The following is a 13,350-nucleotide window of genomic DNA, read 5'->3' as shown; positions in this document are numbered from 1 at the left end:
GTGACCAAGTCCCGCATCGACGCCGCCGCCGCAATCAGCGTCATGGACCTGTTCACCATCGGCATCGGTCCGTCCAGTTCCCACACGGTCGGTCCGATGCGCGCGGCGCTGCTGTTCATGGACTCGCTGCCCGCAACCCCGACGCGGGTGCAATGCGAACTTTACGGCTCGCTGGCCCTCACCGGCAAAGGCCACGCCACCGACACGGCGATCCTGCTCGGTCTGTCCGGCTATCGTCCTGAAGGCGTCGATCCGGACGCTGTTCCCACGATCCTCGCCGCCATCCGCAGTGAAGGCCGTATCCGCGCGGGCAGCGCCGCCAAGCTCTTCATCCCCTTTGACGAAGCCACCGATCTCCTCTTCCGCAAGGGCGAATTTCTGGAAGCGCATAGCAACGGCATGCGCTTCTCCGCCTGGTTCGAGGGCAAGGACGATCCGCTGATCCGCGACTATTATTCCGTCGGCGGCGGCGCCGTCCTTCCCGGCACGGCGGAAGGGTTCGATCCGCAACTCGGCCATAATGTCGTCCAGCCGCATCCCTTTTCCTCCGGCGCCGAAATGCTCGCCCTGGGCGAAGCGACCGGCCTCAGCATCGCCACCCTTGTCCTGCGCAACGAGGGCGCCTGGCGCACCCGGCCGGAAACCGAAGCCTTTCTCGACAGCGTGATCGACGCCATGAGCGCCTCGATCGACCGGGGTCTCAAGGAAGAGGGTCTGCTCCCCGGCGGGCTCAAGGTCCGTCGCCGCGCCCGCTCCATCCACAATCGGCTGGTCTTGCAGCAAAACGCCCTCGGCCCGGCGCAGATCTTCGAATGGGTCAGCCTCTTCGCCCTCGCCGTGAATGAGGAAAATGCCGCAGGCGGCCGCGTCGTCACCGCGCCCACCAATGGCGCGGCGGGCGTCATCCCGGCGGTGCTGCATTATTATCGCCGTTTCGTCCCCGGCGCCGACCGGGAAGGGGAGCGCCGCTTCCTGCTCACTGCCGCCGCCATCGGCTTCCTCTACAAGAAGCGCGCCTCCATCTCCGCCGCCGAAATGGGTTGCCAGGGGGAAGTCGGCGTCGCCTGCTCCATGGCCGCCGCAGGCCTTGCCGCCGTGCTGGGAGGCACCAACCAACAGATCGAAAATGCCGCCGAAATTGGCATGGAACATAATCTCGGCCTCACCTGCGATCCGATCGGCGGCCTCGTCCAGATCCCTTGTATCGAGCGCAACACCATGGGCGCGGTAAAGGCGATCAACGCGGCCTATCTCGCCTTGCAAGGCGATGGCCGTCACATCGTCAGCCTGGACGCGGTGATCGAAACCATGCGCCAGACCGGCGAGGACATGGCCAGCCGATACAAGGAAACCAGCCTCGGCGGCCTTGCCGTCAATGTGGTGGAATGCTGATCGGCTCGTCGTCCCGCCCGCTCATCTTCGCGGCGAATGGACTTCATTTCGTGACATTAATGACACATAATCAATCGTTTATCTGAGGTTCATGAAACCTGACGGCATCTCCATGACTTCACCGTCTTCCCTCCTGACAGGGGGACGAGAAGAAGAATGGAGTATCCGAATATGCGTAAGATCCTGGCCGCAACCCTCCTGACCGGCGCAGCGGTCGCAAGCCCCGCTCTGGCGCAGGAAGCCGCCCCGACATTCACTGGTCCGCGCGTCGAAGCGATATTGGGCTATGATCATACCGGCGCAGGCAGCAGCGTCGACAATGACAATGATCGCACCGATCAATCGATCGACGGCCTGCTCTACGGCGTTGGCGCGGGCTATGACGTGAACCTTGGCAGCGCGGTCGTCGGCGTGGAGGGCGAATATACCGACTCCACCTCAAAGAGCAGCCGGACCGACTTCACCGACCAGTTCGGCTTCGGCCGGGTCAAGCAGGGCCGCGATCTTTACATCGGCGCGCGGGCGGGCATCCTCGCCAACCCGAACACGCTGGTCTATGTGAAGGGCGGCTATACCAATACGAAGCTCGACGTGCTGGCCGGCGACACCAATCAGGAAACCAACACCAATTTCAAGCTGGACGGCTGGCGCATCGGCGCGGGCGTGGAGCGGGCCATCAACGCCAACACCTTCGCCAAGCTCGAATATCGCTATTCCAAATATGAGGACGCGCATATCGACTTCGCCAACGGCGCGACCAGCGACGAATTCGGCATCGACACCGATCGTCATCAGGTCGTGGCCAGCCTCGGCTGGCGCTTCTGACGAAAGGGAGGGGCCGGGTCGCTCCGGCCCCTTCACTTCACGCCATGGCGCGCAGCCCTGTCGGCGCCACTGCGGACCTGCTATGACGGTCGCCGTGCGCGACGCGATTCCCCATCTTTATTCTGTCGGCATCAAGCCGGATGACATCGACTTCATGGGTCATGTCAACAATGCCAGCTATTTGAAATGGGTGCAGGCGGCGGTGCTGGACCATTGGCGGGCACTCGCTCCGACGGAGGTGGTTACGCGCCATCTCTGGGTCGCGCTCAAGCATGAGATCACCTATCGCAAGCCGACCTTTCTGGAGGACGACGTGATCGCGACCGTCCTGCTCGAAAAGGTGCAGGGTGCGCGGGCCTTTTACGAAACGATCATCCGCCGGGGCGAAGAGGTTCTGGCGGAGGTCAAGTCGAGCTGGTGCTGCCTGGATGCCGACACGCTGCGCCCTGCGCGCCTGGCGCGCGAAGTCATCCAGCATTTCTTTGCGGCCGATCAGGAAAACGGTCGCAACGGCAAAATCTAGAGCGTCGCCTCGATTTCGCGAGCGGCAATATCCGGCTTCTCCGCCAGGCTGATCGGCCGCCCGACCACCAGGATCGAGGCGCCCCGATCCAGCGCCTCACGCGGCGTCACCGCCCGCTTCTGGTCTCCCATCGCGCCACCGGCGAGCCGCACCCCCGGCACTACGAAAAAGCCGTCGCCCCAAGCCTTCTTCGCCAGCCCGACTTCCTCGCCGGAACAGACGATCCCGTCCAGCCCCGCGCTGCGCGCCAGATCGGCCAGCCGCGCCACCTGATCCTCAGCCTGGCCGCCCACGCCGATGTCGAGCAGGTCGCCATTGTCGAGGCTGGTGAGCACCGTCACCGCGACGACCTTTGTATTGATCCCCGCCGCCGCCTTGGCATCCTCCAGCATTGCGCGCCCGCCCGCCGCATGGACGGTCAGGATAGCCGGTTCCAGCATATGCAGCGCCTGCACCGCCTTGGCCACGGTATTGGGAATGTCGTGCAATTTCAGATCCAGGAAGATCGGCAGGCCGAACTTCATCATCTCATGCACGCCATGATGGCCATGGGCGCAGAAAAATTCCAGGCCCAGCTTCAATCCGCCCACATGATGGCGCACCTGCTGCGCAAGTTCCTGAGCCTTGCGCAGGTCGGGCGTATCGATGGCGACGTAGATCGGGCTGGTCATGCTTGTCCTGTAGCGGAGAGGGGGGATGCCGCTGCCGCACTGTCGGCGGCGGTGACGGCAGGAGAGGGGGTGGCAGTGGCGGCGACCAGCGCCCGTTCGGTGCTTTCCAGCTTGCGCTTCATCCGCCAGCGCGTGGCCCGCGCCATGATCCAGAAGGGCAGCGCGCCCAACAGATAAGCGCCGATCAATAGGACGGGGAGCTTGGTTTCCATGACCAGATCGCCCCACAGATTCACTTCCACGCGGGTATAATTCGCCACGCAGAATAGCGCCAGGGCGACGGCGATGACGACCCAGAAAGCAGTCCGCAAAAATTGCATCAACGCTCCTATAGCTGCTGAGCGACGCAGCTTAGGCGATTTTGTCGCGCTTCGGAAGCGCTTCATCGGATCTATGGATGGCAATGCGCAGAAAAGCGCCTTTTTTCCAGCTCTGCGTCGCTCAACTTCCGCTCTTCGGAACCCGCGCCGCACCCCGCGCATTTCGTCCGTACAAAGGAGGCAGCACGCCCATGGCCGCGCGCGCATATTGGCAGGGCCAGATCCGTCTGGCGCTGGTATCCATCCCGGTGGAAATCTACGCCGCCACCAAGTCCGGCGCGCAGATCGCCTTTCACCAGATCCATCAGCCCAGCGGCAAGCGGGTACGCTATGAAAAGACCGTTCCCGGCCTGGGTCCGGTCAAGGCCGAGGATATCGTCAAGGGCTATGAGGTGTCGAAGGGCGACTATGTCCTGCTCCAGCCCGACGAGATCGAGGCGGTGAAGCTGGAAAGCAAGAAGACGCTCGAACTCACCCAGTTCGTCGACGCGAGCGAGATCGACGTTCTCTATTATGAGCGGCCTTATTATGTCGTTCCCGCCGACGATCTGGCCGAAGAAGCCTTCATCGTGCTGCGGGAGGCGCTGCGGCGGACGAAGAAGGTCGGCCTTGGCCAGCTCGCCATGCGGGGCCGCGAATATGTCGTGTCTTTAAAGCCCTGTGGCCGGGGCATGGTGCTCGAAACGCTGCGCTATGCCGATGAGGTCAACCGCGCCCAAGGCTATTTTCGCGACATTGAAGATGTGAAGCCGGACGCCGAATTGCTCGACCTGGCCGAAACGCTGATCGAGAAGAAGACCGCGCCCTTCAAGCCCGACAGCTTCCACGACCGCTATGTCGATGCGCTGGAACGGCTGATCGAGAAGAAGAAAAAGTCGAAGGGCCGCCGCATCATCGAGGACGCGGAAGAGGCTCCGGCCCGGCGCGGCAGCAATGTGATCGATCTGATGGCGGCGCTCAAGAAATCGGTCGATACAGGCGCTCCCCCCAAAACGCCCGCCGCCAAGACCTCAGCGCGGAAGGCGCCCGCCAAGCCGACCACCCGCAAACGGGCCTGATCCATGGCTGAGGTCGACCCACTCAGCAGCTATAACCGCAAGCGCGATTTCACCCGCACGAAGGAGCCGTCGGGCAAGCGCGGCCGCAGCCACGGCAACAGCTTCATCGTGCAGAAGCATGACGCGACCCGCCTGCATTACGACTTTCGCCTGGAAATGGATGGAGTCCTCAAGAGTTGGGCAGTGACCCGCGGTCCCAGCCTCGATCCGGAAGACAAGCGCCTCGCCGTCCGCACGGAGGATCATCCGCTGTCCTATGCGACGTTTGAAGGCACGATTCCCAAGGGCGAATATGGCGGCGGCACCGTGATGCTCTGGGACGAAGGGACGTGGGAACCCGTCCCCGGCAAGAGCGCGCATGATCTGGAGAAGGGCCATCTCCACTTCATCCTGCATGGGCAGAGGATGCGCGGCGAATGGCTGCTGATCCGGCTGAAACCTCGCGGCAAGGAGAAAGGGGAGAATTGGCTGCTGCGCAAGATCGAGGATGGCTATGCCGGCAGCGCGGAAGACCTGACCGCCCGCGAACTGACGAGCGTCAGGAGCGGCCGGACCATGGGCGAAATCGCGACCGACGCGCCAGCCATATCCCTGAAGGGCAAGAAGGGAAAAGCCTTTGACGCGGCGATGAAACAAGCCGTTCGCGCAACCCCGGTCAAGCCGTCAGACAAGGCCGGGACGCGCCCCGCGCCCGCTTTCCAGCCGCCGCAACTCGCGACGTTGGTCGTTGCCGTTCCCACCGGCAATGGCTGGATGCATGAGATCAAATATGATGGTTATCGCTGCCTCCTCTCCGTGGCGGGGGAGAAGGTCAAGATCTTCACCCGCACAGGTCTCGACTGGACGGAGCGTTTCGCGGCTCTTGCGGACGAAGTCGCCGCCATGGACCTTCCCCCCGCGTTGATCGATGGGGAGATCGTCGCACTCGACAGCGACGGAAACCCGGACTTCTCGACCCTTCAGCAGATGTTGAAGGGAGAAGCCAGGGCGGCGCTCCACCTTTTCGCCTTCGACCTGCTCCAGCTCGACGGACAGGATCTGACCTCGCTGCCCAATATTGCGCGCAAGGAAAAGCTGGCCGCTTTGCTGGGGGACGGCTCGGCGCATGTCCATGTCGGAGATCATGTCGTCGGCGCAGGGGAAAGGCTGTTCCAGGCCATGTGCGGGGCAGGGCAGGAGGGGATAGTCTCCAAGCGCGCCGACGCTTCCTATCGCGGCGCCCGCACGAAGAACTGGCTCAAGGTCAAATGCACCCGCCGCCAGGAATTCGTCATCATCGGCTGGACGCCCAGCAGCGCCAGCGGGCGCGCCATCCGCAACTTGCTGCTCGGGCAGCGGGAAGGGGAAGGACTGGTCTATGCGGGCAAGGTCGGCACGGGCTTCAACGCCGCCAATAGCGAAGGGCTGATCGCTGCCCTGCGCAGGCGGGGGCGCAAGACCGCCGCGCTGGCTGTGCCCCGCAGCGAAAGCCGTGGCGCGCAATGGGTCCGCCCCGATCTGGTCGCTGAAATCGCCTTTGCCGAGTTCACGGCGGAGAATATCGTCCGCCATGCCAGCTTCCTCGGCTTGCGCGAGGACAAGGCGGCCAGCGACGTTCAACGCGAGAAAGCCATGCCGACGCCCGAAACCCGCAGCCCCGAAACCCGCAGTGATGTCACGATCAGCCATCCCGACCGCCTGATCTTTCCGGAGGCGAAGGTCACAAAGGGCGAGCTTGCCGACTATTATGCCGCCATGGGTGCGGCAATGCTGCCCTGGATCGCGCACCGTCCGATCAGCCTGGTCCGCTGTCCGCAGGGGCGGGCGAAGAAATGCTTCTTCCAGAAACATGACGGCGGCAGTTTCGGTGATCATGTGAAGCATGTCGCGATCCGCGAGAAAGCGGGGAATGAGGAAGATTATCTCTATGTAGAAGATAGCGACGGACTTCTTGCCTGCGTTCAGATGGGGGCGATCGAATTTCACGGCTGGGGTTCCAGCGTCGCGGATGTCGAGCGGCCCGACCGCATGATCTTCGACCTCGATCCGGATGAAGGGCTGGATTTCGGGGATGTCAAAAAGGCCGCTCGCGATATCCGGCGGGCACTGGAGGATTTGGGGCTCACCAGCTTTGCCATGCTCTCGGGCGGCAAGGGCATTCATGTCGTCGTGCCGCTGACGCCGCAGGCGGAATGGCCGCTGGTCAAGGATTTTGCCGACCGTTTCGCCCGCGCTCTGGCCGCTTCGGAACCGGATCGCTTCACGGCGACCATGAGCAAGGCGAAGCGCAAGGGCCGCATCTTCATCGACTGGCTGCGCAACCAGCGCGGGGCGACGGCCGTGCTGCCCTATGTTGTGCGTGCCCGTGAAAAGGCCTCCGTCGCCGCGCCGGTCAGTTGGGAGGAGTTGGACGATATTGACAGCGCCGCGCATTTCACGGTGAAGGATGCCGCCATATTGCTGGAGCGGGCCTCTTCGCGCGACCTTCGCGGCTGGGGTGAAGCGCATCAGCCCCTGCCAGCGCATTAGGTATGTGGCGATTCAACCCATGCTGCGCGCAGGGAGGATTTTTATAGATCCAATATTTTCGCCGCATCCGCCTTTTCTGCGATCATGCTTTGTTGCATATCGGGAATCACCATGACGAAGCCGATCGAAGAAGCGCCCGAAAGCGGCGCCGCAACCCCCGTCTCCCCCACCGCCGACAAGACCGATATGGCCACCGCCGCGCGCAAGTCGGCGGGCAAGGCCGTCTGGATGGGCACCGCCGTCGGCATTGGCTCCGCCGCGATCGTCGCGGCTTTGCTCTACGCGAACAAGAAGCGCGGCTGACTTCCCTACGGCGCAAAAAAGAGGCGGCATGGCCTTCGCTCCATACCGCCTCATGATGCGACCCGTTTTGGGCTCTATCCCCGCCTCGGGACGGGGAATTTCTCCTATCCGGCGCCGCCGCTCAGATAGGCGATCAGTTCCGGCTTGCTGATGCTCGTGCTCTTGTCCGCATCGGCCGTGACGAAAGCGCCATCGGCCCAGGCCGTGACCTCGGCTGGCGCAAGCGATTTTCCAGTGGCCTTCAATTCCTGATCCTTGAGCGCCACCATCCAGCGCGAAAATTCGGACTTGTCGAGCTGGCCATCATGATTCTGATCATAGGCCGGAAATTCCGTATCCACGATCGAGGCGACCGCATCGCCGGATGTGGCGGGCTGCGCCTGATTGCCCTGCTGCGCGGGTGTGGCCTCCTGCTGCGGCACGGCTCCAGCCTGCGCCAGCGCGGGCGTCGCTACGAAGAAGGCACTCGCCAAAAGAAATGCGCGGATCATCCTATGCTCCAGGTCTGGCCGTCCGAATTTCGCATGTCACAATAGCCAAACAAAACATGGAGTTCCTGAATTTTTGTTCACGATGCTCCATTCGCCTGCCGATTCGGCTCGATTCGCCGCCTGATGCTGCGATTAATGGGACGAAGCACGGAAAAGCGCTTCGCTCCGCGTTCCTTGGCTGTCCGATTTGCCCCGGAAAGGCGGTGCTGCTAGGCGGCGCAGCGACTTTCAACTCATGCACGCAGGATTCGCCCGATGGTCCCCCGTTACGCCCGCCCGCAAATGACCGCCCTCTGGGAACCGGAAGCCCGCTTCAAAATCTGGTTCGAGATAGAGGCGCATGCGACCGAAAAGCTGGGCGAGCTGGGCGTGGTGCCCGAGTCCGCCGCCAAGGCGCTGTGGGACTGGTGGGCGACCAACCCCACCATCGACGTGCCCGCCATCGACGCGATCGAGGCGGTCACCAAGCATGACGTGATCGCTTTCCTGACCTGGGTGGCCGAACAGGTGGGCGACGAAGCCCGCTTCATGCATCAGGGCATGACGTCGAGCGACGTGCTGGACACCTGCCTTGCCGTGCAGCTCACCCGCGCCGCGGATATCCTGATCGATGATCTCGACAAGCTGCTGGAGGTCGTCAAGCGCCGCGCCTATGAGCATAAGCTGACCCCGACCATCGGCCGCAGCCATGGCATCCATGCCGAGCCGGTGACCTTCGGCCTGAAAATGGCGGAGGCCTATGCCGAGTTCAGCCGCTGTCGCGCCCGTCTGGTCGCTGCGCGTGAGGAAGTCGCCACCTGCGCCATTTCCGGCGCGGTCGGCACCTTCGCCAATATCGACCCCCGCGTCGAGGAGCATGTCGCGGAGAAGCTGGGCCTCGCCATCGAGCCGGTTTCCACGCAGGTCATTCCGCGTGACCGTCACGCCATGTTCTTCGCGACGCTGGGCGTCATCGCCTCGTCCATCGAGCGGCTGGCCGTCGAGGTTCGTCACCTTCAGCGCACTGAGGTATTGGAGGCTGAGGAATATTTCTCGCCCGGCCAGAAAGGCAGCTCCGCCATGCCGCACAAGCGCAATCCGGTGCTGACCGAGAATCTCACCGGCCTGGCCCGCATGGTGCGCAGCTACGCCCTGCCAGCGATGGAGAATGTCGCTCTGTGGCACGAACGCGACATCAGCCACTCGTCGGTCGAACGCTATATCGGGCCGGATGCCACCATCACGCTCGATTTCGCGCTGGGCCGTCTGACCGGCGTCATCGACAAGCTGCTCGTCTATCCTGAGCGGATGATGAAGAATCTCGACAAGATGGGTGGCCTCGTCCACTCGCAGCGCGTGCTGCTGGCGCTGACCCAGGCGGGCGTGTCGCGGGAGGACAGCTATCGCTATGTCCAGCGCAATGCGATGAAGGTCTGGGAATCGGACGGCCAGCTTTCGCTGATGGAATTGCTGAAGGCCGATCCGGACGTGGCGGCGGCGCTGACCGCCGAGCAGATCGAGGAGAAGTTCAACCTCGATTACCACTTCCGTCAGGTCGATACGATCTTCCGCCGGGTGTTCGGTGAATAGGATCAGGGTGAGATAATTGACACGCTGAAAGGGCACGGGAACGCGCCCTTTTAATCCTTCCCCTCGCTATGCTCCCGCGCAGAGTCAGGCGCGGCTCTTGCTCCGGGGATGGCCGCTGGCGTCCAGCACGGTTTCCATCGCGACATAGGTGGAGGTGCTGGCGACATGCGGCAGGCTGGAGATCTTCTCCCCCAGCACCGCGCGATAGCGGCGGATGTCGGCCGTCCTGACCTTCAGCAGATAGTCGAAGCTGCTGGCGATCATATGGCATTCCTCGACTTCGGGAATGCGGCGGACGGCGGCGTTGAACTCATCGAGCGCCTTTTCCCGCGTGTCGGACAGCTTCACCTCGGCAAAGGCGACATGATCCATGCCGAGCTTCGCTGGATCGACGATGGCGCGAAATCCGCGGATCACGCCCGTTTCGATCAGCCGGCGCAGGCGGACCTGACAAGGGGTCTTGGAAAGGCCCACCGTCTGGGCGAGATCGGTGACGGTCATGCGGCCATCCTCGATCAGGGCGGCGATGATCTTGCGATCGAATTCGTCCATTTCGACCGTGGATGTCGGATTTTTCATGGATTTTGCCATGGAAGCAGCATGCCGTGAAATATCTTTCGATTTCCGACAAATATAATGGTCGGGGAGAGAGGATTCGAACCTCCGGCCCCTGCCTCCCGAAGACAGTGCTCTACCAGGCTGAGCTACTCCCCGACCGATAGCAGGTCCGTTTCGAGGCGGTCCCGCTGGGCAGGCCGCAGCCTATAGAGGCGGCTTTTCCGGCTGGCAAGCTGCGGAAGGCGTTTTTTTTGGGCGGTTCACAAAAGCCCCGCCTTGCGGAAGCTGAAACGGCTCTGGCCGCCGTGAATCACATGATCCGCCAGCGCGATTTCCATGGGGCGAAGACGCTTCGACAGGGTTCGCGTCAGACGGATGTCCGTCCAGAGGGGAAGGGGGCTGTCGGGACGCTGCTGTTCGATGGCCAGCCAGTGGCTGTCCCATTGGAGCAGCGCATCCACGGTACGGCGCCAGTCCTGATCCGCGCGCAGCCGGTGGAGCGGGCGCCATTCGTTATCGAGGACGAGCAGATTGAGGGAAGCGGGATCGCGCATGCGTCACAGGATGCTCGTGTGACGCGTTTACGGTAGGGGAAGGCTGGTCCCTTTTGGAGAGAGCGGCGCATAATCCGATCCGTTTCGCAGCATTTGGCGCGGGCGGTCGGCTGGGCTACATGACGATGCTATCGTCAGAATCATGGCTAAAGCTATGCCAGAAATCATGAGAGTGTCCGCTTTGACCAGCCTGCCTTCCTCGTCCGAGCCGCACTATGAGCAGCAATATCTGGACCTGATGCGGCGGATCTGGCTGCATGGCGATGAACGGATCGACCGGACCGGCGTGGGAACGCGGTCTGTTCTGGGCGCGACGATGCGATTCTCTCTGGCTGATGACGCTGTGCCGCTGCTGACCACCAAGCGCGTCTATTGGAAGGTCGCGGCGCGGGAGATGCTGTGGTTCCTGACCGGCGACACCAATATTCGCGAGCTGGTGCGGCAGGGCGTGCATATCTGGACCGATTGGCCGCTGGATGCCTATCGGCGCGCGACGGGCGAGCAGATCGATCGCGATGCCTTCGAAGCGCGGATCGTCGAGGATGCGGCGTTCGCGGCGCGCTGGGGCGATCTGGGGCCGGTCTATGGCGCGCAGTGGGTGAACTGGCCGCGCTATGAGGAGGTGGGGGATGGCCTCTATCGGCGGGTGGTGCAGGGGCACAACCAGATAGCCGATCTGGTCGAGGGGATTCGATCCAATCCGGGGTCGCGGCGGCTGCTGTTCACAGGCTGGAATGTGGATGAGGTGTCGCGCATGGCGCTGCCGCCCTGCCATATGACCTATCAGTTCCAGGTGGCGGATGGGCGGCTCAATGGGCTGCTGTTCCAGCGCAGCTGCGACCTGGGGCTGGGCTTCGCCTTCAATATCTTCGGTCTGTCGATGATCACGCGGATGTTGGCGCAGCAATGCGATCTGGAGCCGGGCGAGGTCGTTTGGCAGGGTGGGGACGTGCATCTCTACCTCAACCATGCCGAACTGGTGGAGGAACAGATCAGCCGAAATCCATCCGGCGCACCCAAATTGCGGATCAATCGGCGGCCTTCATCCATTTTCGATTATCGGATCGAAGATTTCGAGGTGATTGATTACGCGCCGCAAAGGCACATCGCCGCGCCGGTCGCCGTCTAGCGGCGGGGACCGATCTGCGACGAAATGGGTCAGTAAGGCTTGCCTTTGCGGGCGTTGTAATATAATAATTGCACAGAGCAATATTATTGCAATGCACAAGAGGAGGCAGGATGAGCGACCGGATCGATTCGGACGCTGGAAGGGATGGGGCGGCGCTTGGATCGGGGCGCAATCTGCCTCCGCTCCGTCTGTATGTGCCGGAACCGAAATTCCGACCGGGCGACACCGCCGATTTCAGCGATTTCGACATTCCGCCAGCGGGCGCCCAGGCGCGGCCTGATGAGGTCGCACAGCCGGGCGAGATGCGCGATCTGGCCTATGGGCTGGTACGAGTGCTGGATGAGGAGGGGGTGGCGGTCGGCCCCTGGGATCCGAAGCTGCCCGCTGAGACGCTGCTGAAGATGCTGCGGGCGATGGCGCTGACGCGGGCTTTCGATGGACGCATGTTCCGGGCGCAGCGCCAGGGCAAGACCAGCTTCTATATGAAGTCGACGGGCGAGGAGGCGGTGTCGATCGGCGCGGCGCTGGCTTTGGCGAGCGACGACATGTGTTTCCCCAGCTATCGCCAGCAGGGCATATTGATCGCGCGGGGCTGGCCGATCATCGACATGATGAACCAGATCTATTCGAACAAGGGCGACCGGCTGAAGGGGCGCCAGCTTCCGATCATGTATTCCGCGCGTGAGGCGGGATTCTTCTCGATCTCCGGCAACTTGACGACGCAATATCCGCAGGCGGTGGGCTGGGCGATGGCCAGCGCAGCGCGGGGGGATACGCGGATCGCGGCGACCTGGTGCGGCGAGGGATCGACTGCGGAGGGCGACTTCCATTCGGCCTGTACTTTCGCCAGCGTCTATCGGGCGCCCGTCATCATGAACGTCGTGAATAACCAGTGGGCTATCAGCAGCTTTTCGGGCTTTGCGGGAGCGGAAGCGACGACCTTCGCGGCGCGGGCCATCGGCTATGGGATCGCGGGGCTGCGGGTCGATGGCAATGATGCGCTGGCGGTCTATGCCGCGACGCGCTGGGCGGCGGATCGGGCGCGGGCCAATGCCGGGCCGACGCTGATCGAGCATTTCACCTATCGGGTCGAGGGGCACAGCACGTCGGATGATCCCAGCGCCTATCGCTCCGCAGATGAAGCGAGTCATTGGCCGTTGGGCGATCCGATCGCGCGCTTGAAGAAGCATTGCATCGGCCTTGGCATCTGGGACGAGGAACGCCACGCGGCGATGGACAAGGAACTGGCCGAGATGGTCCGCGACGCGGCGCGGGAGGCGGAGAAGAACGGTATCCTGGGCCACGGCCTGCATCATCCGATGGAATCGATGTTCGAGGATGTGTTCGAGGAAATGCCCTGGCACCTGCGCGAACAGCAGCAGGCTATGCTGGACGAATGGAAGGCGGCCGGGCTGTGAGCAAAGCGAACGAACTAGAAGCTGTGAGCGA

Annotated in this window: 14 protein-coding genes and 1 tRNA gene; 9 read left to right on the top strand and 6 right to left on the bottom strand. The window is 62.9% G+C overall.

The features are described from left to right. The 3 genes from VVT58_RS08065 to VVT58_RS08055 all read left to right on the top strand — a co-directional run bounded on the left by VVT58_RS08065 (position 1) and on the right by VVT58_RS08055 (position 2,740). Entirely contained in the window at positions 1-1,392 is a 1,392-nt protein-coding gene (locus tag VVT58_RS08065) for an L-serine ammonia-lyase (RefSeq protein ID WP_327753453.1), read from the top strand. 171 nt (positions 1,393-1,563) lie between these two features. Further along, on the top strand, positions 1,564-2,217 hold the full coding sequence (locus VVT58_RS08060; protein WP_327753454.1) for a porin family protein: 654 nt from the start codon (positions 1,564-1,566) through the stop codon (positions 2,215-2,217). Positions 2,218-2,311: 94 nt separating this feature from the next. Beyond that, complete coding sequence (locus VVT58_RS08055) at positions 2,312-2,740, top strand: thioesterase family protein (RefSeq protein WP_087573158.1); 429 nt, start codon at positions 2,312-2,314, stop codon at positions 2,738-2,740. Here VVT58_RS08055 and pyrF read toward each other — a convergent pair. Continuing rightward, positions 2,737-3,411 (bottom strand): orotidine-5'-phosphate decarboxylase, encoded by a 675-nt coding sequence (gene pyrF / locus VVT58_RS08050; RefSeq protein ID WP_327753456.1) that lies wholly within the window; start codon positions 3,409-3,411, stop codon positions 2,737-2,739. The two genes, VVT58_RS08055 and pyrF, sit on opposite strands and share 4 nt — an antisense overlap. Continuing rightward, the gene (locus VVT58_RS08045; protein WP_327753457.1) at positions 3,408-3,731 is read right to left on the bottom strand and encodes a lipopolysaccharide assembly protein LapA domain-containing protein; all 324 of its coding nucleotides are present in this window, start codon (positions 3,729-3,731) and stop codon (positions 3,408-3,410) included. Before VVT58_RS08045 ends, pyrF begins: the two co-directional genes overlap by 4 nt. Before the next feature lie 191 nt (positions 3,732-3,922). On the opposite strand from VVT58_RS08045, the gene VVT58_RS08040 reads away from it, so the two are divergent. The 3 genes from VVT58_RS08040 (at position 3,923) to VVT58_RS08030 (ending at position 7,600) form a co-directional block, all read left to right on the top strand. After that, entirely contained in the window at positions 3,923-4,789 is an 867-nt protein-coding gene (locus VVT58_RS08040; protein ID WP_327753458.1) for a Ku protein, read from the top strand. 3 nt (positions 4,790-4,792) lie between these two features. Then, complete coding sequence (ligD, locus tag VVT58_RS08035) at positions 4,793-7,297, top strand: DNA ligase D (protein WP_327753459.1); 2,505 nt, start codon at positions 4,793-4,795, stop codon at positions 7,295-7,297. A 111-nt stretch (positions 7,298-7,408) separates the two neighbouring features. Beyond that, on the top strand, positions 7,409-7,600 hold the full coding sequence (locus VVT58_RS08030; RefSeq protein WP_327753460.1) for a hypothetical protein: 192 nt from the start codon (positions 7,409-7,411) through the stop codon (positions 7,598-7,600). Positions 7,601-7,704: 104 nt separating this feature from the next. Here VVT58_RS08030 and VVT58_RS08025 read toward each other — a convergent pair whose 3' ends face one another. Further along, the gene (locus VVT58_RS08025; RefSeq protein WP_327753461.1) at positions 7,705-8,091 is read right to left on the bottom strand and encodes an EF-hand domain-containing protein; all 387 of its coding nucleotides are present in this window, start codon (positions 8,089-8,091) and stop codon (positions 7,705-7,707) included. A gap of 255 nt (positions 8,092-8,346) precedes the next feature. On the opposite strand from VVT58_RS08025, the gene purB reads away from it, so the two are divergent. Continuing rightward, positions 8,347-9,660: an adenylosuccinate lyase gene (gene purB, locus VVT58_RS08020; RefSeq protein WP_327753462.1), complete on the top strand. Its 1,314-nt coding sequence runs from the start codon at positions 8,347-8,349 to the stop codon at positions 9,658-9,660. An 84-nt stretch (positions 9,661-9,744) separates the two neighbouring features. On the opposite strand, the gene VVT58_RS08015 is transcribed toward purB, so the two are convergent. The 3 genes from VVT58_RS08015 to VVT58_RS08005 all read right to left on the bottom strand — a co-directional run bounded on the left by VVT58_RS08015 (position 9,745) and on the right by VVT58_RS08005 (position 10,772). Beyond that, positions 9,745-10,239: an Lrp/AsnC family transcriptional regulator gene (locus VVT58_RS08015; protein ID WP_327753463.1), complete on the bottom strand. Its 495-nt coding sequence runs from the start codon at positions 10,237-10,239 to the stop codon at positions 9,745-9,747. A 58-nt stretch (positions 10,240-10,297) separates the two neighbouring features. Then, positions 10,298-10,374, bottom strand: a tRNA-Pro gene (locus tag VVT58_RS08010). 104 nt (positions 10,375-10,478) lie between these two features. Beyond that, the gene (locus VVT58_RS08005) at positions 10,479-10,772 is read right to left on the bottom strand and encodes a JAB domain-containing protein (RefSeq protein WP_327753464.1); all 294 of its coding nucleotides are present in this window, start codon (positions 10,770-10,772) and stop codon (positions 10,479-10,481) included. Positions 10,773-10,953: 181 nt separating this feature from the next. Here VVT58_RS08005 and thyA point away from each other — a divergent pair, with 181 nt between their 5' ends. Further along, on the top strand, positions 10,954-11,901 hold the full coding sequence (gene thyA / locus VVT58_RS08000; RefSeq protein WP_351999953.1) for a thymidylate synthase: 948 nt from the start codon (positions 10,954-10,956) through the stop codon (positions 11,899-11,901). Between the two features lie 110 nt (positions 11,902-12,011). After that, on the top strand, positions 12,012-13,319 hold the full coding sequence (locus VVT58_RS07995) for a 3-methyl-2-oxobutanoate dehydrogenase (2-methylpropanoyl-transferring) subunit alpha (RefSeq protein WP_327753468.1): 1,308 nt from the start codon (positions 12,012-12,014) through the stop codon (positions 13,317-13,319). Positions 13,320-13,350: the final 31 nt, after the last annotated feature.

It is taken from the genome of Sphingobium sp. SJ10-10, assembly GCF_036038995.2.
Taxonomy (GTDB): domain Bacteria; phylum Pseudomonadota; class Alphaproteobacteria; order Sphingomonadales; family Sphingomonadaceae; genus Sphingobium.
The sequence above is the reverse complement of the archived record's forward strand: the minus strand, read 5'-3'. Positions and strand labels throughout refer to the sequence as shown.